This is a genomic window from Bradyrhizobium sp. 27S5, from assembly GCF_037217225.1.
Classification (GTDB): Bacteria; Pseudomonadota; Alphaproteobacteria; order Rhizobiales; family Xanthobacteraceae; genus Bradyrhizobium; species Bradyrhizobium septentrionale.
In genome coordinates this window covers 4457469-4478065 of sequence record NZ_CP147714.1, presented here as the reverse complement: position 1 = coordinate 4478065, position 20597 = coordinate 4457469, and the positions used below count along the sequence as shown (strand labels likewise).

Genomic DNA, 20597 nt, shown 5'->3' with positions numbered 1-20597 from the left:
GTCAGAGCTTCTCGACGCCGGCGCGGAACATGCCGATGACGAGCTCCTGGGCGCCGTCGAGCGCGCGGCGCATCGTCGATCCGGTGCCGACGGCCTCCGCCGCGAACACCGGCGTCTCCATCGCGACATTGCCGCCGCGCCAGACCCGGACGACGCCGATCTTCTGGCCGGCCGCGATCGGCGCCTTGACCGGACCGTTATAGACGACGCGCGCGAGCAGCTTGTCGTTCCCGTTCTTCGACACCATCACCTTGATCGGATCGGGGCTGACGAGCTTGACCGAGCGGCTCTCGCCGCCGAACACCCGGGCATAGCCGACCGGCTGGTTGGCCGCGATCAGGACCCGGGTCTCGAAGCTGCGGAACCCCCATTCCAGCATCTTCTTGGCTTCGGTCGCGCGGTCCTCCGAATCCTCGAGGCCATTGACCACGACGATCAGCCTTGTGTCGTTCTGCACGGCCGAGCCGACCATGCCGTAGCCGCCTTCCTTGGTGTAGCCGGTCTTCAATCCGTCGGCGCCTGGCAAGGCGTTGAGCAGCGGATTGCGGTTCTGCTGGCGGATCTTGTTCCAGGTGAATTCCTTCTCGCCAAACAGCTTGTAGCGGTCCGGGTGGGTCAGGATGATGTGCCGCGCCAGCAGCGCGAGTTCCCGCACCGTCATTTTGTTGGCGGGATCGGGCAGCCCGTTGGAATTGCCGAAGGTCGACTTCGTCATGCCGAGCTCGCGGGCACGCTTGGTCATGAAGTCGGTCGCGAATGTATGCTCGTTGCCGGCAATGCCTTCGGCGAGCGCGATGCAGGCGTCGTTGCCGCTCGGGATGATCGCGCCATGCAGGAGATCGTCGACCGAGACCTTGCTGTTGATTGCCGCGAACATCGTCGAGGTCCCGGACGGCGCGCCGCCCCGTCGCCAGGCATTTTCGCTGATCCGGTACTCGTCTGACAGTTTGATGTCGCCCTTCTTGATGGCGTCGAACACCACCTCGGCCGTCATCAGCTTCATCATGCTGGAGGGCGCGCGCAGCTCGTCGGCGTTCTTCTCGAACAGCACGCTGCCCGAGGAGGCCTCAACCAGGATCGCGGTCGGCGCATCGCCGTCGAACCCGCCCTCGTCCTTCTTGGCGCCCTGGACACTGTTGTTGGCGGCGTAGACCACCCCGCCGCAGCCGATCGCCAGCGCAACCAGAGCCGCGACCAGCCCACGCCAGCCGCAAGCTAGGAACGTGCTGGGAACTGCGGTTGGGGCTGCCATCGGCGATGTCCTGAAAGGCTGCGTTCTAACAGGTGGAAGTATCGCAAACAACTGAGGTTTCTGCGCTGTGCACCGCCGGTTGGATTGCCGGCTGTACCGAACATCCGTATCCTTCGAACTAGCTCACGACACCAGAACCGGCAAACAAGGCGGAAACGCGATGTCACCCTCCCGCACCATCTCCGCCAACGGCATCGACATGTTCGTGCGCGAGGCCGGGCAAGGCCCGCTGGTCGTGCTCTGTCATGGCTGGCCGGAACTGTCCTATTCATGGCGGCACCAGATCGCAGCCCTCGCCGCGGCCGGCTTTCGGGTCGCAGCCCCTGACATGCGCGGCTTCGGCCGCACCAGCGCACCGGCCGACATTGGCGCCTACACGATCTTCGATACCGTCGGCGACATGGTCGCGCTGGTGGCCGCGCTGGGCGAGAAGCAGGCGATGATCGTCGGCCACGACTGGGGGGCGCCGGTGGCCTGGCACGCGGCCCTGTTCCGACCGGATATCTTCACCAAGGTCGCCGGCCTCAGCGTGCCGCCGCCGTTCCGCGGGCGTGGTCGTCCGCTCGAGACCCTGCGCGAGAGCGGCATCACCAATTTCTACTGGCAGTATTTCCAGCCGCCCGGCGTAGCGGAGGCCGAGTTCGAGCGCGACATCGCCCACACCATGAGGCTGGTGCTGGGGCGCGGTGTCTCCGATCCGAGCTCGATGTTCGTCGATGAGGCCAAGGGCTTTCTCGGCAAGCTGCCGACCGGAATGCCGCTGCCGGCCTGGCTGACCGAGGCCGACATCGCCGAATTCGCCGAGGGCTACCGGCAGTCCGGCTTCCGCGGCGGCCTCAACTGGTATCGCAATCTCGACCGCAACTGGGAGCTGACCGCGCCCTGGCAGGATGCGCAGATCCATCAGCCGTCGCTGTTCATTGCCGGTTCGAATGATTCGGTGATTACCGGGCTGATCGGCGCCAAGCGGGTTGCCGACATGGAGCGTGTGCTGCCGAACCTGCGGCAGAAGCTGATCATCGAGGGCGCCGGCCACTGGATCCAGCAGGAGCGCCCTGACGAGGTCAATTCGGCGCTGATCGCATTTCTGAAATAATCAGGCCAAGGACTTGATTCACAACACTTTGATTCAGTAGAGCCCGCGTCCGCTCAGGACTTCGGCCGGTCCGCGCGCGTCGATCGGCACATAGGCTGCCGCCGGGCTTGGGGTCGCGGCATAGCGCGCGTCACCCTCGTAGGAGACCTCGCGCGGATTGTTCAGGGCGCGGCGGTGCGACCGGCTCGAGGCCGACATTTCAGAGGTGGCGTTCACCGAGGCATAGTCGGCCTGGGTGTTGCCGAGGCTGTACGGCCGCCCCTCTGGCACCGGGACATCGCCGCGGATACGGCCTGCCGAGGACGTCATTTCCGGCACGAACGGCCGTGCCGAGGCGACCCGCACCATGGACGGTGACGGCGCCGGCGTACCGGTCCGCAAGGTCGCCATCAGCTGGCGGTCGTCGGACCCTTCGAGCGGCGCCCGGCCGACATATTCGACGCGGACGCGGGCGACGCCATTGCCTTTGAATTCAAGCAGTTCGGCGGCTTTGTTCGAGACGTCTATGAGGCGGTTGCCGTGGTACGGCCCGCGGTCGTTGACGCGAACGACGAGCGATTTGCCGTTGCTCAGATTGGTGACGCGCGCATAGCTCGGCATCGGCAAGGTCGGATGGGCTGCCGTGAGCGAGCCCATGTCGAACACTTCGCCATTGGCGGTCAGGCGGCCATGGAAATCGTCGCCGTACCAGGACGCCATGCCCTCGGCGCGGTAGTTCTCGTTCTCCTCCGGCACATAGGTGCGGCCGGCCACGACATAGGGCTTGCCGACACGGTAGGTGCCGCCGCCCTTCGGCACGGGATCGCCGAGCGCGACGACGCGCGGGCTCGACGACACGCCGTATTTGGGATCGACGCGGCTCGCGAACTGGTTCGAGGAGGCGCAATTGGCGAGGACGAGGCACGTCGCCACCGCAACGGCGCCGCGCGCCGTCCGGATCATCGAATCTGGCCGTCTAGTCCCCATCTGCCCCAAGTACCATTCTGCCGGACCGGCGCCTACTCCGAGGCGTCGGGATCGTTTTCGTCACGATGCGGCCCACCTCCGCACCAGCGCTTGACGATATCGCAACCGGAACACGGCGGAAATGCGGTGAGCCGCAAGGCTATGGCACCTTGGTAAATTGCCTGTTGCGCCTCCTCAGTTGTTCTACGGAGCCTGCGCCGTCCAAAACGCCCTCGCCTGTCCCGCGATCAGACACACTGTTGCAGCAAATCATCAGTTGGGGGGCATCTTCGATTCCAACAATTGAATCTTTTTGACTGTGCAAGCCTGCAATCGTTTTCTCCCGAGCGTGGGGCGCAAAGGAAGTTTGCGATGATCGAGACGGTTACAGCGGTGATGGGCCTGGTGAGTGCGGCGATCTTCTTGGCGCATGCCGTGGAAGGCTATCGGTACCGGGCCTGACGGTCCGTTGAACGGCGGAAAGACGCGTCACCCTTTCCTGGAGCGAATGTTCGGAAAGCTTTAATCAATTCGGATGAGCATCACATCAAGGCAGGTGTATCATGCGTAATCACGATTTGGTCTCCGACGGGTTTCTGACCCTGACCGCAGCAAGCCTTGTGCTGCTGTGCTCGAGCCTGCTGGCCTTCGCTTTCGGCTGACCCATTGGACGCCGCGGGCGGAGGAGTACGAGAGGGAACATCCGCCCTCCTCATCAGCACGGATGGCCGCCTTCTGATGCAGCGGCGCGACGACCTTCCCCACATCTCCGATCCGGGAAAGATCAGCCTTTTCGGCGGACGCCGGGAAGGCACCGAGACCTTCCTGGAATGCGTGGCACGCGAAGTCCACGAGGAGATCGGCTATTACCTGCCGCCCGAGCGTTTTGAGCTCATCGGCCGGTATTCCGGACCGGATTATTCAACGCCAGACCGCAGCCTTCGCGGCGAGGTGTTTCTCGCGCGGGACGTGCCCGCCGACAGGCTGACCGTCACCGAAGGCCGCCTCGTGATCGTCGCCATCGACGAACTCGAACGTCTCAGCGGCACGCTGGCGGCCCCCGCGGAGTATGCGCTGGCGATCTTCCTGAAACGCGAACCGATTACCTGAGGGCTGAAACCAGTTCGCGGACGCGGTTATCGATCATGGCCAGCGCAACCGGGGGAAGCGCAACGTCGATATCGTCGACATGCCAGTACGTCACCCTGCCGGCAGCCTCGGGGAACCGGCGCTCAATGAGCGGACGATGCTCCGCCTCCTTGAGCGCGATCACCAGGTCCGCATCGCCAAAGTCAGCCAGCGAACATGGCTGCGGATAGCGTGCCGCGCCCTCCGGTATGATGCCCGTTGCGCGGAGACGCTCGTCAGCAAAGCCTGACATCGGCCCGACATTGTCGGGCGATCCGCGTTCGGCCGCGCCTCTGGAGAATGCGCGCCACACCAGCCGTTCGGCGCTTGCAAGGTGATTGAACAGCTCCTCGGCGTATCGACTGCGATAGTAGTTGCCGGTGCAAAGGAAGAGGACGCGCTTCATGAGCATCATGATGGCCAAGCCGGGCGCTCGCGGTCAACGCCGTTGCGTGCATGCCGCAATGAGCCGCAGCCCGGGTTTCGTGACGCCGGCAGAATGGTGTTTGCCAGCATGCCGGCCATTTCGGCCACACTTGGGCATTCTATCCCTCCCCACGACGCGCAGTCGGCCGCGGCACCCAGCCTAATCCCTACCCCGTGAAACCATTTTAACCGGCCCGCGAAACCGGCCTGAAACATTTGGTCGGTAAACCGTCCGCAAAAGATAAGGGGAAGTGTCATGATCGAAGCCACAGTCATCGGGCTGCTGCTTTTGAGCGCGGCTATCTTTAGCGCCCACGTCTACGACGCCATCCACACCCATTGAAGACGGATGTCGTCGGCCTCTCATGTTTCCGTCTGAAACATGAACACCGCGCTGGCTGATCTTCGCCTGCGGATCATTCCGGCCGACAGGTCGTTCAGGTCACAAACACCCTACGCGCGATCGGGCGCGGCAGCGACCTGACCGGTACGCATTTTGGGCGGCGCGTCCACCGAACGAATGATCGAACCTCGCTTGCCGGCGACCGTGCAAGTGAACCGCGGATCCCTGGTGCGGGCCACAATCTACGACAACTGGCGCACGGGGCTGTTTCTGGCGCAAGACGTCGGTCAAGCCGGATTTTCCAACCGCCAGGATTGCGACTGGAGTGGTCGAGCTAACCGCATTGGAGTGGCATGAACTGTGCAACTGATTGGCTGCCGGGAATTTCAGTGTCCCGGTTCGGGAATAAGCGGTCACCTGGTGTGTATACTTAGGACCGGCGGACCGCCATTTGGGAGGTATCGTTGCATTACACAGCACATCAACAAGCCAGGTTCCTCGTTCGGCGAGGAAGCGCTGACTGGATGGTTTATGATCGGGAACTCAAGGGGCCGGCGCAGCTCAAAAAAAATGGCCCATTCGCCGAGAAGCTAACGAAGGAGCAGGCCGAATACGTCAAGCAGACGCTGACGGAATCCCTCATTGCGCAGGTATCCCGACCCAATCCAGAGCGCGTACCATGACGTCGCGCTACGCTGGCCCCGTTCTGCTCGACGATCTGGCTCGTTTACGTGAGTTGGCAGCGCATTGTGAAAGGCGCGCTTCGGAAGCGCGGCATGCCGACGATCGCATCGCATGGCTTGCGTTGGCCAGAGATTGGCTAGCGCTCGCGCAGTCCAACTCAATCGCAGACTGCACGCTCAGCGATAGCCGCGCTGCATCCGATTTACTGCAACGATAAGACTGGGCTGTTCAAGTACCTCAACCAGTCGCGTCAAGGATCAGCCGTTCATTGGTGCGCGGCCGAGGTTCGAGATACTCTTCAAGGATTTCCTGGGCGGCGCTTACGGCCTGCAGAGCGATGTCTTCATCCGACATTCTCGAGTCTCCAAGATTAACTCGGTTAATCATTCTGGGGGCGGATAGTTCCCTGTTGAAATTGCGATCACCGATCCCAACGAGCCTGGATACGATCCGAATATTCGAGGAGAAAATTCGAGAAGCAGTGGTACGGCGAGCCCCAGCTCAGGGGGCGAGCTGGGGCTAACGGCGACACCGGAGGCTGTAGCGGCCAACCTCCGACCATGACGTTACGACTCTTTCTAATTTCATCCATCAGGATTCGCTGTTGCTGCAGCGCGCTACCACCTTTGCGCCACGGGCCAGACTATCGCGCCGCTGGTTGGGGCTAGTTCAGAATGGCAATTGCCACGAGCATTTGCAGATTTACTGTATCCCTAGTCGTGCGGATTGGCCGACATCCACACCACACCCCGACCATCGCGCGATAAGGGATCGCCGCTCCGGGCCACGGAGCGACGGTCCCGCCCACTTCACCAAACAAGATGGAGAGGGAATTCCGGATCGAGGTTTGTCAATTGCGCGGCTTCAATCATTTGCCAACCGAACAGCCAATTTTTCAGATCGGCGATCGGGTCCACCTGAGCGAACTCGGCGCTAGTCGAATGAAGAGAGCCCTCTATACGACCGGATCGGTCGTTGGCGCGGGCAAAGCAAGCAAATTAGCTGTTCGCGTGCTCTTTGACGGCATGAAAACGCCGGTCAGCCTTCATCAAAGCTATCTTGAGCTCGACATCGGAAAACCGTGAAAATTCACCGCAGGTTCCCCTGCTCTCTCCTCATTGGCACGTGCAGAGAAGCTGCCCGACATGGACTGGTCCTACTATCTCCTGGTCCTTGCTGTTGTCCTGAGCCTCGTTGCCATTGGCCTGCATGGTAGCCTCTACAGGAGGGATACGCGGAAGGATGACTGATCGATGAGCGCATCGAGCGGCTGGACCTAAAGCGCCCAAAGAAGGACGATTAGCCCACCCCGTACGCGCTCGGGTACAGCGCGTTGACGTTTGAGCGCTTGCTGCATAGAAAGCGACGACCGTTGGGTAGCAAGCTGGTAGCACAGTTCTAGATCTGTGCTGCCGACACCGACAAAAAGCCTAACGATTTCAAGTTTTGGAAGGGTGGCCGAGTGGTTTAAGGCACCGGTCTTGAAAACCGGCGTGCCCGCAAGGGTACCGTGGGTTCGAATCCCACCCCTTCCGCCACCTGCTAATCCATCAGTGTCTATACGCGTCTATCCCTGACACCTAAGCCATTGCGCTGTAACGAAAATATTCATTTTCGTGCCGCCCAATATCTACGCGTGTCAACCGGAATCCACGTTTCCAACGTGGGGTGAGACGTGGGTTTAGGCGGACACTTTTGGAGATGGACAGATGGGGATTTTGACAGCAGTACGCGTGAAGCATGCGAAGCCTGGCGAGAAACTTGCCGATGGCGACGGGTTACGACTCGACGTCGACAAGAACGGCAACGCAAGTTGGGTCTTTCGATTCACGTCACCGGTCACCGGCAAAGAGCGATTCATGGGCCTTGGTCCCATGCGTGACGTAGGATTGGCACAGGCACGCGAGGCGGCCGGCGCGGCGCGCGCGCTGATCCGGAGCAGCGTCGACCCGATCGAGCATCGGCTGACCGAGCGCGCCAAGGCGAAGGCGGAAGCCACCGGCACGATCACGTTTGAAGCCTATGCGAAGCAATACATCGCGGGCAAAGAGGCCGGATGGAAAAACGAAAAGCACCGGCAGCAATGGTCGAATAGCTTGCGTGACTACGCGTATCCGATCATCGGGCATATCGCCGTTCCGGAGGTCGATACCGAATCGGTGCTGAAAGTGCTCCGTCCCATTTGGAGCGTGAAGAAGGAGACCGCCCGTCGCGTCCGCGGCCGAATCGAAGCGATCCTGAACGCGGCAAAGGCCGAAGGGCTCCGAACCGGCGAGAATCCAGCCCTGTGGCGCGGGCATCTTGACCAGGTGCTTGCTCGGCGCCGCAAGTCGGAAGTGAAGCACCATCCCGCCCTACCCTACGAGGAAATGCCGCAGTTTTGGCGCTCGCTGGCAACTGACACAAGCGACGGCGCGCGCATGCTTCGCTGGATCATTCTAACGGCTTGCCGGTTCAACGAAGCCGACGAGATGGACGTGGCCAGGGAGGTGAAAGGCGACCTTTGGACGATCCCGGCCGCTCGCATGAAAGCAGAGCGTGAGCATAAGGTACCGTTGACGGACTTGGCCTTGGCGCAGCTTCCTTTCCGTCCCGTCAGTGACGTCACGCTATCGAACTGCATCACCCGCCATACGAACTCGGAGGCGACGACTCACGGCATGCGGAGCACGTTCCGTGATTGGGCCGGCGACTGCACCAGCTTTCCGCGTGAGATTGCCGAAATGGCCCTCGCGCACGCGGTCGATGACGAAACCGAAGCGGCCTATCGCCGATCGACGGCCCTGGCAAAGCGTCGCGAACTGATGACGACATGGGCCAACCATTGCAGCAGCGCGATTGGCGGCTGACGCGGCCACCTGATCGGTTGTACATTGCGTAACTTCTATAGCGCGAAATAGATGCACGTGGACTCGCGGTGATCGCAGCTTGCGGCAGAATTTGAACCGGACCCTTCGGAGGACCGGTGTCGTGAGTCCCCTCACTAATCTTTTAACCCGCGAATGCATCGCTTCCGCGCTCGCTTCGCTATGCCTTTAGGGGTTTAGAAATGGACGAGTCTTTTACGATCAAAGAGTTCTGCGCCGCCGAGAGAATATCCAGGGCATTTTTCTACAAGCTGCAAGCGCAGGGCAAAGCGCCGCGAACATATCCGATCGGCAGCAATCGCCGCATCAGCCGCGACGCCTACATTGCTTGGCGAGCCGCCCGCGAAACCGAAGCCGCCTAAAACAATAACCCCGACCGCGAAATCCGCGACCGGGGCCAGAATGCGTTAGACCGTCTCGACAAGAGGTTTAATAACGCAACTGGTCTGCAAGGTCAAGCGCTTTCTCGGTCGGGGGGATCATACAGCCGCTCAGCGGCACATGGCCCTTACACATGAGTACCGACGATGACTATCCCAATGCATTCTCTTACGACACCTTCGACGAATGCGCAGAGAATGCGGAAAAAATCTGGATACTGAAAAACGCCATTGCGCTCGGGGAGGATTCAACATGGTTCGGTCCGCCCGGTTGTGGCAAATCCGCATTGCTGTTGGACATGGCATTCCACATCGCCAATCGACGTTACCACTGGCAGTGGCATGAGTTCATGTACAATGAAGAGGACCCATCCCGTGAACCGCGCGCCACCGTCTATTTTGCATCGGAGCGCGCGAATCTGACGCACAACCGCATGGGGGCTTATAAGACGCGCTACAATCCTGTCCCTCTGCCGATCGCTGTCGTCTCCGAAACAATCAACCTTCTCGATCCAGCCTGTGCAGATCAGGTCGTGAACACCGTTCTCAAGTTTGAGGGTTACACCGGGTGCCGCGTCGGCCTCATAATCATTGACACTTTCGCGAAGGCAATCGCCGCGGGTAATGGTGACGAAGACAAAGCCCTTCATCAAAACATGGCCGCTACCACCCTAAAGCGAATTCACGACCGTATTGATGTTCATATTGCAACAATCGGCCACACCGGCAAAAACGCCGCTGCTGGCGAACGCGGCAGCAATGCCAGGCTAGGACATGTCGACCTCGCGGTTCAAGTAGCCGAAAAAGGCAAGGTGCGGACTGCCACGGTGGTCAAGGCTAACGACCAGCCCGAGGGTCTGATTGCCGCATTCCAAATGGAAGAAGTGACTGTTCGCCGCAAGTGGGAGGACGGTACCGATCGAGAGCCGTACACCACATCCATCCTTGCACCCTACGATCCTGACATATTCAAGCGCGAAGCCCGTCCAGCCGTTTCAAAGCCAACCACTGGCAAGCAGGCGCGGGCACTCGACGCGCTCACACGGGCGATTGCCGAGCGTGGCCAGGATGGCGCCGTGCATCTGGAATTTTGGAAAGAGGAATTGACCAGGGACGGTTTGATCAAACGGAACGACTCTAACCCACGCGCCACTTTCAGCAGAATTCGGAAGAGCGTCCAACATTTAATTGAAGAACCGGACGACGGACAAGTTCGACTCAAACCTGAACCTGGTCAAATACCCTCATGTCCCGTGCCTGCGTAGCATCGTGTAGCAGCAACCCCCTTAGGGGGTTTTGCTACGCTACGCTACAGGTCGAGGATGTAGCATTGCTACACCGATGCTACGCTTTGCTACACGCTACAAGGCAATTTCAACGCCTTAGCGAGGGAGCGACGAAAACACGGATCGACCACGGAAAAGTATGTGTCGGTGAGCTTCGCACGGTCAAGTCCCGGGATAATTGAAGTTCAAATAGGAGTTGAGTGATGGGACGGCTGAGGATGTGTCGGGAGATGCTCGGCGTCGCCGGCATCGACAAGATCTCGCCGCACTACGCGCGCGAAGCCTTGCTCATTGCCAATAGTATGTAGGCGAAATCATTTCCCAAAGGCTAGACAGGGCTGCGAAGACGGCTAAAGCGGGCAATGAAATGGCGAGCCAGCCCAGGACCAATCCCACAATGAAGGACCAGGTAAGACCAAATGTTACTGCTACAACGTTCCCATGCTTCCCCGAAAGTCGTCGATCTTGCATCGACCGCCAGTATTCCTTGGGAGCGACGACCGGCGAAGATATGATTTTGATCCATCCTCTGAGAATTCGCATCGCGTGGTTCGACTGACCTGGGGGACGCGCCGGCGCTTTAAGAAGCAGCCAGATGACGAATGCCGCTCCTATCATCAGCTCAATGCGAATCCCGTGAAAGACTGCGCCCCGGCATAAACCGCCCAGACGGCGGCTACACCAATCGTCCCCACTACGAGAATGACGACGACCCATACGGCACTGGCCAATAGCCAGGGCAGCAGGGCTAGCATCAAAACAGCGAGAAGAATGCCGCCAGCTATCGTGAACATGATGCGCCCCTCGCCTTCGCTAGCCCAATCTTTCCAGGCACCTTCAGCTTTAACCCGAATACCTGACGAGCTAATGGTGGCACTATTGTCCGTGGTTTAATAGACATCATCCTGCTGGCCTGCTACGATGAAAGCAGGCGCTTTAGTCGCGAGAAATATTCGTCGGTTGCGGGTCGCGCGCGGGCTTTCTCAGGAAGTCTTAGCCGTCGATGCTGATGTTGATCGAACTTATGTCAGCCGCCTTGAACGCGGGCTCGAAAACCCGAGCGTGGCGGTGCTTGAGCGACTTGCCAAAGCGTTGTCCGCCAATATTGAAGAATTATTTAGAGTGCCAAAAGCCGGCGAAACGGTTCCTCAGCCGTTGAAGGGCGGCCGTCGGCCAAAAAGCTAGGCTGAGAGAATCGGATTTCCCGGCCAACACACCAAAGGCGGATACACTTTCCGCCGAGCGTTATTGATCCTACTTAGGAATTCGCTGATCTGTGTTTTTCATCCACGACGTGTTCCACGAGAGAGTGCGACCGGTGGAATACCGCTATGCGAGGCCATGGAGAGTGTCGGCGTCTCGTCGAGGGCGGAGTTAGGTCTTTGATTTCTGCTTCCTTTGCCCCGGCATTGTCTTGCCTTCCGCCTCATCAATTTGTCCGCCGACGAGTGCTCCTCATCCGCTTCGATTCCGCGGGCTTCCTCAATGAAGGCTTTGGATCGTTCGGGTCATACACCTGATCGAGACCATCCCAGCCACGCCCCAATGAAGTCGTTTGGAGCCACGGCCTCTCCTCGCTCAAATTTTTGGCGCAGCACCGGCGCGATCGAAGACCGGCATCTTTTCTTCGTCGCCAGGTAGCACCGCGGCGCGGGATTCGAACTCCCGGCCATCTCGGCCAAATAAGCCCCGCCCGTGAAGCCCAAAACCTGCCGATGCTCTGCAGTAGGCCGGCGTTGATCTCGCGCTCAATGGCGAACAGAACATCGACGCGCTTGACCGCCTCGGCCGCGATCGGCGCCTTGCTGAGCCGCGCGAGATCAAAGAACTTGCGCCTGCCGTGCGCCCAGCACGCGGCCTCGATGATCGGGCCGCCCTTGCGATTGGCCTCGTAGAGTCTGCCAAAGCCGGCGTAGGCGTCGGCCTGCATCAGTCCGGCATAGCCCGCCAGATGCTGCTCCGGATGCGCACCGCCACGATCGGGCGAGTAAAAGAACACGGCCGCCGGCGGATCTGGGCCGGCAAACGGACGGTCGTCGCGCACGTAGGTCCAGAGCCGGCCGGTCCGGGTCTTGCCCTTGGCCAGGACCGGCACCGTAGTGTCATCCGCGTGGATGCGCTCGGCTGCAAAGACGTGGCTCCGGATCGCATCTACCAAAGGCATCAGGGTTGCCGCGGAGGCACCTACCCAGTCCGCGAGCGTCGATACGTCGAGGTCGATGCCTTCACGCTGGTAGACGTCGCTCTGACGATTGAGCGGCAGGTGTAGGCCGTACTTGGCAAACAGAACATGGGCCAGCAGTTTGGGCCCTGCACGCCCGCGCGCAATCGGATGCGAGGGAGCCGGCGGCTGGGTGATCGCTTCGCAGGCCCGGCAGACGAGCTTCTCGCGCACGTGCTGGATCACCTTCCACTGGCGCGGAACGAGCTCCAGCGACTCGGTCACGTCTTCGCCGATCTTGCGCAATCGGCTGTCACCACAGCATGGGCAGATCGCAGGTGTCGGATAGACGATGCGCTCCCGTGGCAGATGCTCCGGCAGCGGCCGGCGGGCTGGCTTGCGGCGCTCGAACGATGGCACCGCAATCTTCTCGGCTGCCATCTGCGCCGTGGTCTCAGCTTGCGCGGCGTTCTCCTCCAGGTCGGCGAGCTGTAGCTCGAGCTGGTCCAGCAATGCGCCTCGCTCGGAGGACTGTCCGAACTGCTCGTGCCGGAGCTTCCTGATCGTGAGTTTGAGCTTCTCGATTAGCAAGGTCCCCGCCTGGGCCTCGGCTTCCGCGGCCAACCGGGCCGCTCGCTCGGCGCGCAGCATCGCCTGCAGCGTGGTCACATCGTCGGGAAGAGAATCATCAGCGCCCATCGCCGACCACAGAATCACAAGACGCGGTCTCTGTCCGAACCGCTGATCGTGCCACCGATTCAAATCCCAGCGATCAGCCGGCCGCCTGCGGTCGCCAGGTATGTTGCGGCATCCGCCAGTCGATGCCCTCCAGCAGGTAGCCAAGCTGGGCGGGGGTGATCGTCACCACGCCATCAGCCGACGACGGCCACAGGAAGCGGCCGCGCTCCAGCCGCTTGGCATAAAGCGACATGCCCAGTCCATCGTGCCAAAGGATCTTAATCAGCTTGCCGCTTTTGCCACGGAACACATAGAGGTCGCCGCCGTGCGGGTCTCGCGTGAACGCTTCCTGCACCAGCAAGGCCAGCGAGTTCATGCCGCGACGCATATCGGTGTGGCCGGTCGCAATCCACACCCGCACGCCCGACGCAATGGGGATCACCGTAAGCGTCCATCTGCCAGCACCGCCACGGCGGCCTTCAGCGTCGCCGCGTCGACCGGACCCGTGATCCGCATCCGAGCCCCGGCAGCAAACTCGATCTCGATCGACCCGCCGCTGTTGGCCGGCGCGACTGGACAAGGCGGCGGCCCAGATTCCGCGACCACCATCGCCGGTACGAAGCCAGGTTGACGGGCGGTATCCTTCGGCTCAGGCCGAAACGAGCGTCGCCATCGCAGCAGCAATGAGCGCGAAACGCCATACCGCCGCGCTGTTGCCGCGACTTGGCGCGGCGCCTGTAAGCTCTCCAGGACGATCTTGAGCTTCTCATCCTCGGACCAGCGCCGTCGCCGGCCCGTGTCCACCACTTCAAGCCGTTCGACTTGGGCACTGCGCCTATCACTGTCCATAAGGACAGTACTCAACAACTCGCCTCATTCGGCAAGGCGGCCTTCACCGGGCTCCACCGGAGGCGTACAGAGCAGTTCGGTGATTGGTCATTGCAATGCACTCCAACACAAACCGATCCAACGCCATCAAGCGTAAGGCCCTTACTGCAACTTCTTTTCGATCTCGAAGGTGAACTTGAGCTGCATCACAGGGCCCTTGTCGTCTCGGACCTCTATCGCCATGCGGTGGTTGTGTAAGGGCGGAGATGGATACACGGGGTCCCGGACCATATCCGCCACCGACTTAGCAGCCTCCATTTGCGCGGCCTGCATGCCGTTGAGTTCCAGGCCCTCCTCATCGGGGGCCAACTCCTCACCGTCGCGCAGATCAAAATAATAGCGCGTCATGCTTCGCCTCCCTGCGTTACTTGTCAAAGCAGGCAGGCAGAACACGTTCCTGACGCGAGGTTTAATGGCGCGTCGCGCTTTCCTTTGGAAATTCAAACGCGGCCGCCAACCCGTCCCGGAGGCAGGTTTTCCTAGGCCTTCATATAAACCACGCACCAGCCTTGCGGGGAAATAGTTCCATCCACGACTTTGCAGGCCGATGGTGGTTGGAACTGCTTGCAATTCTCGCAGCGCTGGTCGCCCTTCGGAGTGTCTTGGTACTTCACGTTTTTCTGCGGCGTCTTGGCCTGCGCGCGCGCCACACTTATCCCGGCAACTGATGCGCCAGCAACGCCCGCCGCGATAGTCAGAACTCGCCGCCGAGAAACACCTTGTTGCTCTGTCATGACATTTCATCCTGAAATGCGCATCTCACGGAAGCACGGCATTGAGACCGTGGACCGAGCCACGGACCAGCGCTTAATGGGTCACGCGGCCCAACGGAACAAGAGCAGCATTCGCCAGTTTTGTTCCTTATTTTTTTAGCATTCCTGCAATTTTAATGAACGGGACGCCTGTTGCCACGACGCGCACTAGCCCAGCGCCGTTTCGATTCGGACAACAAAAATAGTTCTGCCCGATAACGATGTTCACCAAAAACTAATCCAAATAGTAGCGTGGTTGGTCCCTCAGTAAGCGTTCAGGGAAACCGCTATGATAGCGTTGCTGGCCAAGCTGGAACGATTTGAAGGTCTCGCCACGGAGTGCGACTTGATCGCTGGCCGGGAGGCAGATGGAAGCAAGCGAGAACTCTACCTGCGCCTGGGGGCGCGCTACCGCCAGCTAGCCTGCGACATGCGTGGTATCATTGCGACCGTCGACGCCGCCGCATAACGGCGTTCAATTCCACGCTTGACCAATCTCTTGTTGAGCAAGCCATCACCACCGCGATTGCTTGCGGCTTCTCACCGCGCGCGATCGGCGCGATCATTCGCCGATGCCTCAGCGTCGATACACGAAATGGTCCGGCCGCTCCTTCCCGCCCGGCAGCCCCGCGGAATGGCTCGCTGACGGTCACGTCACTTGCAACATCCGCTGCCACGGTGGCTGCGATCGGATGGTGGATGTACGGCTGGACGCCCTACCGCAGGATCAGCCTTGGTCGCGCGTCGGCTGGCGTCTGGTCTGCAAGGTCTGCGGCGTGGCCGGCGCTGTGCATGTTACGCCTAACTGGCACGACATGGGGGGCCGCGTGCCATTTTCAGAAAACTGGAGATCGTGAGCCCGCCTGGCAAGGTTGGTTCCTCCTCAGGAACGGAACAAAATAAGGGATTGCCGCTTTTGCTATTTGGATTGTTTCTGGAGAGGATGCGAATGCGCTACTTCGATAAGCTTCGTAAGGGATCGCGGCTGCACCGCGCTACAATCGTCGATGATCGTACATTCTCGATCCAGCCCGCCGGCAATGGCTCGAACGAACTAGGTGCTTTCCAGCGCGTGGCTCAAGACACTGTCCACCACGAAGGCGAAGACGGATATCGGATACCGCTCAAAAATCTTACAGGCTCAATCTACGATCTCCTGGTCATTAAGCGAGATTGACGACTGAAGTTCCGAACTCGCTTCGACAGCTAACCAGCGACCACTGCGCCGGACGTTAGTCACAGCGCCAGGGATCGCTACTCCAGGGGGCTGAGGAGCGACTGGGAGCTGGAAAGCCGACTCTTGCCGTATCTACCCCGGAAGGTGTCCTCGCTCACCGCAGCCCGTAATGAAAAAGGCCGCCAAACTGAGGCGGCCTCTAATTGAGTGCCCCAGCAACCTTGGGGGCCTGTGTAAAGGCTGGTTGCTGGGGCCATCTAGCGGCCCGCCCGATGCATACGGGCCGACGTAGCCCTCAGTTTGCGAAGAACGCAAACGTCATGATCGCTATCGGACTGAAACCCAGGATCACAGCGCAGATTCGGAAAAATAGGTCATTAGGCATGACACAACCCCACGTAGAGGATTAGCCTACGCCCAGAGGACTCGGCAACCTAGTGCAGTTTGTGCCAAGCCGCAGAAATTGGTTCGGTGTCAGGCACTTCGTGCGCTCACCAGAGCCCCGGAAAGCTTTTTCGGCTACATCGTAAAGAGGACAATCAGGACCAGCACGGAAAGTGCGATTGAGGCGCAACCGGCTATCGTTATCCAGTCCCACTTCATGCTGTGAATGCTGAAGCTGTCGCGGCGCCGCGACAGTTGATTTGGGTCAAGGCTTTTCAAATTTCCGCAAGGTAAAGATGGGAGCCGATGGCTGGGATCGAGGTCTACACCGCCCGCTATGAGCGCGAACATGGGCACCCGCCGGCCGGGCGAAGGTTCTGGCTGTTCACGCTGGTCTCGGAGACTGGCGCGATCCTCTATGAGGTCAAGCTCAACGAGCAGCTGATCTACCCGGCGGCGCTGGAGCGGGCCCGGGCAACAGCCGAACAGCGGAAGGCCTTCCGGATCATCGTGGAGCCGTAGCGCCGGGCAGTAACACCTAGGACGGCACCGGATATGCAACAAGTGCCACCGAACGCGCTTCGTTCTTGTAATCGAGACTGTTCTGAGCCCGACTGTACGAGGTCGGTCTCGCCCGTCCATATCCAGCACCACGCAAAGTAATCGCTCCGTGCCGTTTTTGTCACATCCGGCAAAGAAACGACCGCACGAGCACCAGCTTTGATACAGCGATAATTGCCCTGTAGCCGTTAGAGGGTAAAGGGTGTTTGTGCTCAGCTACAATCTCGGAGATCACGATGTTGAAGTTTCTGGTTGTTGGAGTTGCAACTTTCGGTTTCGTGGCTGCTGCCAGTGCGGCCGACCTCCCTCGTCCGCAGCCGGTCGCCGAACAGGCTCCGGTTGGCAAGATGCCAATTGGCAAATATCCGGTTGGCAAGTACCCGGTCGGAAAGTACCCGGTTGGAAAAGCTCCTGCTCCGATCGTAACGAAGGGCTAGCTCGAAGATCGCCCAGGCAGCGTCCCCTTCAGTTTTCGCTGAAGGCCGCTGCTCGGTGCGTCTTGCCCTAGTAGCTTGAACAGGTCGTTTTGGAGGAAGTTTAGGCTTCAAATTCCTCGTTCCGATGGCGGAACTTTTCTGCCCCATCACGGTTTTTGATTCCGTTTTCGGGGCAGCAACGTAAGCTTTCCATATGAATTCGACGGCATAGAGACGGCCTTTGTCTGCGCCGCTGCGGTGTCGTTTCGCCCTAATCGTGTGCGTGGCCTGGCTCCTTCTCGGGTGAAGCCCTGTTTGTCGGGCGCGCTCATATTTGAGGCAGCGGTTGCGTGGGCAGAATATTAGTATCGCGATCCGCTCAAGCGTGACGAGATCGCAGCTAATCCCTCCTAGTCGTTGCACTGACCGATACGGTGCTCCGGTTGGTCTTCGACTTCATCGACGGCCACGCGCGAATCGAGCGATAGCCTGGATTGAGGCAGCGAGCCCTCAGAGAAGCCGTGATCGGCATGGCGCGTTTACATCCGCGCCGTGGGCTGTAGACGCACTACCCGCGCCTTTGCCCGGTCGAATGAAAGGCGAGGACGGTGACAACGCCAAATAGCGCAGCCCAGACCCAAAAGTGCTCAGCGATCATAATATCCGCCCCTCTCTCTGCCGTTTGGGAAGGCACAAAACGTGCCAAGGAGGGTTAGCCGGCATCCGGGTTTTCATGACGGTCCAGCCGATTGACGCGGCGAGAGCCCATACCTGCGTCGGCATAGAATGGCCTCCCTCGCATTAAACGAAGAGACCGCTGGCGCTGGACAGCGGTCTCCGGCCCGGATTGAAGATTTCTTGGAGGCAAAATCCTGCCCCGGGTCTGCGCTTATCAAGCGCTAGCGCGGCGCCGTTGTGGAGTCGAAATGCTGGTTGCACTTAAGGGAACAAGTGTGACGTTGCGAGAGCGACACACCCCAGTGCGTTCGTCACGGCTTCCGGCCCTGCATAAGCCTCACCACGGCCGACGCTACCAAAGCAAAAACGACGACAATGGCAAGCGCTTCAACGGACCATGTGCTCAAAACCTCCAACATCAGGCTGAGTCTCTCATCTGGCTATGCCGCCCTCCGTCAATTTAACCCATCAAAACGACTGCCCTCTGCGACAAATCGCATCGAGCGTCGCACGGCCACTCGTACCGTGTGTTTTGCTCGGGCCGATCCCGACAACAAGCCTATAGAGAGCGCGTGAGAACCTTGGCGACGACGTTGCCGGACGACACCCGCGGTGCGCCTGGCGCCAGATCAGACGGCGGCTGCGCCGAGCCAGCCCGATCGTACGGGGGCGTCTCGTTGCTGAACACGCGCGTAGGAACGTTCTCGAGCGTCGTAATGGTCGCAGCGATAAGCGCATCGCGAGCGCGACCACAAATACGATCAAAGCAGTTCGGCGATTGGCCAGTGCAATGCACTCTGACGCAAATCGATTCAACGCCATCAAGCGTAGGCCTTACTGCAACTTCTTTTCGATCTCGAAGGTGAACTTGAGCTGCATCACAGGGCCCTTGTCGTCTCGGACCTCTATCGCCATGCGGTGGTTGTGTACGCGCTGAGACTGATACACGACGTCCCGGACCATATCCGCCACCGACTTAGCAGCCTCCATTTGCGCCGCCTGCATGCCGTTGAGTTCCAGGCCCTCCTCATCGGGGGCCAACTCCTCACCGTCGCGCAGATCAAAATAATAGCGCGTCATGCTTCGCCTTCCTGCGTTACTTTGTCAAAGCAGGCAGGCAGAACAGGTTCCTGACGCGAGGCTAATGCCTTTTAGGGGCTGGAACCATCTCTATCGCTATCATGTCAGCATCCCGAAGTGTCACGCGCCGCCCGGTTGCAGCGGCGATTTTTCGAGCCACCATTCTCGCGGTTTCATCGTCGGCAAGGTCGAGAGCGAACACTTCCCGAGTCTTAATGTCGGGACTTACAACGTCTCCGATGATGGGTCGCTGGTTCGTCCGCTTCACTTCGGGCTCTGCAAGCCGGCGGAGGAAAGCCATTCGTCTATATGTGAGGCGGTCTCCATCTGCTGGGCCTTTCTGAGCGCCGCCTCCTTGGCCGCGCCAACGGGCATCTCGGTGGCCATCGCCCGCAGGCGTTGTCCTTCGTCACACAGACGTTCTTGAAGGGGCTGGTCTTGTTTGAAACGCCGCCGCTTGATGACCATGGGACGCTCCTTTCCCGTTCGAGGAAGGCGGGAGCGCTAACCGGGCGGTCTCATCACCGATAAAAGCCCACTGATCCGGGCGGTGATGAAGGCTAACGCACGCCCTTTGGCTGCAGTTCCAAAGGAACTTCGTTCACGGCTACGTCTCCCCGCCGCGGCGTCGCGAGTTGCATGAGATCGATCTCACGGACGTTCGGGATGATTAGTTATTTGGTCTATTGTCTGTGGTGATTGCTGACACGTCGCACCGTTCGCAGAACAGATCGATGCTAGCGAGATTGCTAGGCTGATTCACGACTTTAAAGCCTCGTGGAAGCTGCTCCACCATGGTTGTCTGGCTCGGCTCATCAAGTTCGGCCAAGTTGGCGACGCCGGTAAGCCCACAACGCGGGCACTTTAAATAAGCCTTGAAATGGTCCCTCGCGGTCATCCCGCCAAATATGCGGTTCGAGGCATAGCTTTTCCAGCCCGGACCCGCCATCGCCTCATGCCGCGATTGCTAGCGACTCCCATTAACCGGTGCCCATCTTGGGAGGCGCGTCTACCGATCGAATGATAGAGCCTCGCTTGCCACAGACCGTGCAAATGAACCGCGGCTCGAGATCCGACAGCCGCATCTCGTCCGGCCATTTCGCCGCGTCCATCTGGATGTTATGAGAGCACCGATAGTCTTTGCAAAAGACGATGATGCGCGTGGCGCCCGTTTCGCGCATTCGCCGAACGTGATCTTCATGGGGTAGTCGCTCATGGGGCCACTACAGCCGCTTCGCGTGCCGACGGCAATCCCACGAAGCCTAGCGGGCCGCTATCGGTCCATCCACCATCCATCGGTCAGGGCAATCCGCCCGCAGCTATATCGCGCTAAAAATAAAACCCATGAGCAACAGCGCCAGCAGAACAGTTGCTCCTGCTATCTTTAGCACTTTGCCTGGTACTCGCAGCTTTGC

General features: G+C 60.0%; 22 protein-coding genes, 1 tRNA gene and 1 pseudogene. 13 read left to right on the top strand and 11 right to left on the bottom strand.

The genetic code is table 11. The features are described 5' to 3' along the window. Position 1 precedes the first annotated feature (1 nt). Entirely contained in the window at positions 2–1252 is a 1251-nt protein-coding gene (locus tag WDM24_RS20800; protein WP_338832291.1) for a D-alanyl-D-alanine carboxypeptidase family protein, read from the bottom strand. Positions 1253–1412: 160 nt separating this feature from the next. Between WDM24_RS20800 and WDM24_RS20795 the strand changes: the two genes are divergently transcribed. After that, on the top strand, positions 1413–2348 hold the full coding sequence (locus tag WDM24_RS20795; RefSeq protein ID WP_166295454.1) for an alpha/beta fold hydrolase: 936 nt from the start codon (positions 1413–1415) through the stop codon (positions 2346–2348). A gap of 33 nt (positions 2349–2381) precedes the next feature. Here WDM24_RS20795 and WDM24_RS20790 read toward each other — a convergent pair whose 3' ends face one another. Beyond that, positions 2382–3314 (bottom strand): septal ring lytic transglycosylase RlpA family protein, encoded by a 933-nt coding sequence (locus WDM24_RS20790; protein WP_414645744.1) that lies wholly within the window; start codon positions 3312–3314, stop codon positions 2382–2384. Between the two features lie 717 nt (positions 3315–4031). Here WDM24_RS20790 and WDM24_RS20785 point away from each other — a divergent pair. Next, positions 4032–4403 carry an NUDIX domain-containing protein gene (locus WDM24_RS20785; RefSeq protein WP_338832289.1) on the top strand — a complete coding sequence of 124 codons (372 nt, stop codon included), beginning with the start codon at positions 4032–4034 and terminating at the stop codon, positions 4401–4403. On the opposite strand, the gene WDM24_RS20780 is transcribed toward WDM24_RS20785, so the two are convergent. Next, complete coding sequence (locus WDM24_RS20780; protein WP_338832422.1) at positions 4396–4836, bottom strand: low molecular weight phosphatase family protein; 441 nt, start codon at positions 4834–4836, stop codon at positions 4396–4398. The genes WDM24_RS20785 and WDM24_RS20780 overlap by 8 nt on opposite strands. 818 nt (positions 4837–5654) lie before the next feature. Between WDM24_RS20780 and WDM24_RS20775 the strand changes: the two genes are divergently transcribed. The 6 genes from WDM24_RS20775 to WDM24_RS20750 all read left to right on the top strand — a co-directional run bounded on the left by WDM24_RS20775 (position 5655) and on the right by WDM24_RS20750 (position 10386). Further along, positions 5655–5873, top strand: a complete 219-nt coding sequence (locus tag WDM24_RS20775) for a hypothetical protein (RefSeq protein ID WP_175619276.1) — start codon at positions 5655–5657, stop codon at positions 5871–5873. An 822-nt stretch (positions 5874–6695) separates the two neighbouring features. After that, the gene (locus tag WDM24_RS20770; protein ID WP_338832288.1) at positions 6696–6959 is read left to right on the top strand and encodes a hypothetical protein; all 264 of its coding nucleotides are present in this window, start codon (positions 6696–6698) and stop codon (positions 6957–6959) included. A gap of 363 nt (positions 6960–7322) precedes the next feature. Next, positions 7323–7412 (top strand) — tRNA-Ser (locus WDM24_RS20765). Positions 7413–7583: 171 nt separating this feature from the next. Next, positions 7584–8723 (top strand): tyrosine-type recombinase/integrase, encoded by a 1140-nt coding sequence (locus WDM24_RS20760; RefSeq protein ID WP_338832287.1) that lies wholly within the window; start codon positions 7584–7586, stop codon positions 8721–8723. A gap of 200 nt (positions 8724–8923) precedes the next feature. Then, positions 8924–9103: a transcriptional regulator gene (locus WDM24_RS20755; RefSeq protein ID WP_338832286.1), complete on the top strand. Its 180-nt coding sequence runs from the start codon at positions 8924–8926 to the stop codon at positions 9101–9103. A gap of 152 nt (positions 9104–9255) precedes the next feature. Then, the gene (locus tag WDM24_RS20750) at positions 9256–10386 is read left to right on the top strand and encodes an AAA family ATPase (RefSeq protein ID WP_338832285.1); all 1131 of its coding nucleotides are present in this window, start codon (positions 9256–9258) and stop codon (positions 10384–10386) included. A gap of 638 nt (positions 10387–11024) precedes the next feature. Here the strand turns inward: WDM24_RS20750 and WDM24_RS20745 are convergent. Beyond that, on the bottom strand, positions 11025–11201 hold the full coding sequence (locus tag WDM24_RS20745) for a hypothetical protein (RefSeq protein ID WP_338832284.1): 177 nt from the start codon (positions 11199–11201) through the stop codon (positions 11025–11027). 127 nt (positions 11202–11328) lie between these two features. On the opposite strand from WDM24_RS20745, the gene WDM24_RS20740 reads away from it, so the two are divergent. Then, positions 11329–11592 carry a helix-turn-helix transcriptional regulator gene (locus WDM24_RS20740; RefSeq protein ID WP_338832283.1) on the top strand — a complete coding sequence of 88 codons (264 nt, stop codon included), beginning with the start codon at positions 11329–11331 and terminating at the stop codon, positions 11590–11592. A 550-nt stretch (positions 11593–12142) separates the two neighbouring features. On the opposite strand, the pseudogene tnpC reads toward WDM24_RS20740, so the two are convergent. From tnpC to WDM24_RS20715, 5 genes and pseudogenes are all read right to left on the bottom strand, one after another. Further along, positions 12143–13267: pseudogene (gene tnpC, locus WDM24_RS20735) on the bottom strand (IS66 family transposase); the annotation flags it as partial. Positions 13268–13340: 73 nt separating this feature from the next. After that, a complete protein-coding gene (gene tnpB / locus WDM24_RS20730; protein WP_104465416.1) occupies positions 13341–13688 on the bottom strand; it encodes an IS66 family insertion sequence element accessory protein TnpB in 348 nt (115 codons plus the stop codon). Continuing rightward, positions 13685–14110, bottom strand: a complete 426-nt coding sequence (tnpA, locus tag WDM24_RS20725) for an IS66-like element accessory protein TnpA (protein ID WP_245284953.1) — start codon at positions 14108–14110, stop codon at positions 13685–13687. Before tnpA ends, tnpB begins: the two co-directional genes overlap by 4 nt. A gap of 126 nt (positions 14111–14236) precedes the next feature. Further along, positions 14237–14482, bottom strand: coding sequence for a DUF6894 family protein (locus tag WDM24_RS20720; protein WP_338832282.1), 246 nt, complete (start codon positions 14480–14482; stop codon positions 14237–14239). A 131-nt stretch (positions 14483–14613) separates the two neighbouring features. Further along, a complete protein-coding gene (locus tag WDM24_RS20715) occupies positions 14614–14868 on the bottom strand; it encodes a high-potential iron-sulfur protein (protein ID WP_338832281.1) in 255 nt (84 codons plus the stop codon). 307 nt (positions 14869–15175) lie between these two features. On the opposite strand from WDM24_RS20715, the gene WDM24_RS20710 reads away from it, so the two are divergent. From WDM24_RS20710 to WDM24_RS20695, 4 genes are all read left to right on the top strand, one after another. Beyond that, positions 15176–15355 carry a hypothetical protein gene (locus WDM24_RS20710; protein WP_338832280.1) on the top strand — a complete coding sequence of 60 codons (180 nt, stop codon included), beginning with the start codon at positions 15176–15178 and terminating at the stop codon, positions 15353–15355. Between the two features lie 480 nt (positions 15356–15835). Further along, positions 15836–16063, top strand: coding sequence for a hypothetical protein (locus tag WDM24_RS20705; protein ID WP_338832279.1), 228 nt, complete (start codon positions 15836–15838; stop codon positions 16061–16063). Positions 16064–16753: 690 nt separating this feature from the next. Continuing rightward, entirely contained in the window at positions 16754–16969 is a 216-nt protein-coding gene (locus tag WDM24_RS20700) for a hypothetical protein (protein WP_338832278.1), read from the top strand. A gap of 275 nt (positions 16970–17244) precedes the next feature. Next, positions 17245–17445: a hypothetical protein gene (locus tag WDM24_RS20695; protein ID WP_165124830.1), complete on the top strand. Its 201-nt coding sequence runs from the start codon at positions 17245–17247 to the stop codon at positions 17443–17445. A gap of 1491 nt (positions 17446–18936) precedes the next feature. On the opposite strand, the gene WDM24_RS20690 is transcribed toward WDM24_RS20695, so the two are convergent. Both WDM24_RS20690 and WDM24_RS20685 read right to left on the bottom strand, forming a co-directional pair. Continuing rightward, positions 18937–19182 carry a DUF6894 family protein gene (locus WDM24_RS20690; protein WP_338832277.1) on the bottom strand — a complete coding sequence of 82 codons (246 nt, stop codon included), beginning with the start codon at positions 19180–19182 and terminating at the stop codon, positions 18937–18939. A 264-nt stretch (positions 19183–19446) separates the two neighbouring features. Then, positions 19447–19650: a hypothetical protein gene (locus WDM24_RS20685; RefSeq protein WP_338832276.1), complete on the bottom strand. Its 204-nt coding sequence runs from the start codon at positions 19648–19650 to the stop codon at positions 19447–19449. Between the last annotated feature and the right edge of the window lie 947 nt (positions 19651–20597).

Coding starts and splice junctions, on each gene's coding strand:
- WDM24_RS20800 (WP_338832291.1), bottom strand. CDS start 1,252: ATGGCAGCCCCAACCGCAGTTCCCAGCACGTTCCTAGCTTGCGGCTGG.
- WDM24_RS20795 (WP_166295454.1), top strand. CDS start 1,413: ATGTCACCCTCCCGCACCATCTCCGCCAACGGCATCGACATGTTCGTG.
- WDM24_RS20790 (WP_414645744.1), bottom strand. CDS start 3,314: ATGGGGACTAGACGGCCAGATTCGATGATCCGGACGGCGCGCGGCGCC.
- WDM24_RS20785 (WP_338832289.1), top strand. CDS start 4,032: ATGCAGCGGCGCGACGACCTTCCCCACATCTCCGATCCGGGAAAGATC.
- WDM24_RS20780 (WP_338832422.1), bottom strand. CDS start 4,836: ATGATGCTCATGAAGCGCGTCCTCTTCCTTTGCACCGGCAACTACTAT.
- WDM24_RS20770 (WP_338832288.1), top strand. CDS start 6,696: ATGGAGAGGGAATTCCGGATCGAGGTTTGTCAATTGCGCGGCTTCAAT.
- WDM24_RS20760 (WP_338832287.1), top strand. CDS start 7,584: ATGGGGATTTTGACAGCAGTACGCGTGAAGCATGCGAAGCCTGGCGAG.
- WDM24_RS20755 (WP_338832286.1), top strand. CDS start 8,924: ATGGACGAGTCTTTTACGATCAAAGAGTTCTGCGCCGCCGAGAGAATA.
- WDM24_RS20750 (WP_338832285.1), top strand. CDS start 9,256: ATGAGTACCGACGATGACTATCCCAATGCATTCTCTTACGACACCTTC.
- WDM24_RS20745 (WP_338832284.1), bottom strand. CDS start 11,201: ATGTTCACGATAGCTGGCGGCATTCTTCTCGCTGTTTTGATGCTAGCC.
- WDM24_RS20740 (WP_338832283.1), top strand. CDS start 11,329: ATGAAAGCAGGCGCTTTAGTCGCGAGAAATATTCGTCGGTTGCGGGTC.
- WDM24_RS20720 (WP_338832282.1), bottom strand. CDS start 14,482: ATGACGCGCTATTATTTTGATCTGCGCGACGGTGAGGAGTTGGCCCCC.
- WDM24_RS20715 (WP_338832281.1), bottom strand. CDS start 14,868: ATGACAGAGCAACAAGGTGTTTCTCGGCGGCGAGTTCTGACTATCGCG.
- WDM24_RS20710 (WP_338832280.1), top strand. CDS start 15,176: ATGATAGCGTTGCTGGCCAAGCTGGAACGATTTGAAGGTCTCGCCACG.
- WDM24_RS20705 (WP_338832279.1), top strand. CDS start 15,836: ATGCGCTACTTCGATAAGCTTCGTAAGGGATCGCGGCTGCACCGCGCT.
- WDM24_RS20700 (WP_338832278.1), top strand. CDS start 16,754: ATGGCTGGGATCGAGGTCTACACCGCCCGCTATGAGCGCGAACATGGG.
- WDM24_RS20695 (WP_165124830.1), top strand. CDS start 17,245: ATGTTGAAGTTTCTGGTTGTTGGAGTTGCAACTTTCGGTTTCGTGGCT.
- WDM24_RS20690 (WP_338832277.1), bottom strand. CDS start 19,182: ATGACGCGCTATTATTTTGATCTGCGCGACGGTGAGGAGTTGGCCCCC.
- WDM24_RS20685 (WP_338832276.1), bottom strand. CDS start 19,650: ATGGTCATCAAGCGGCGGCGTTTCAAACAAGACCAGCCCCTTCAAGAA.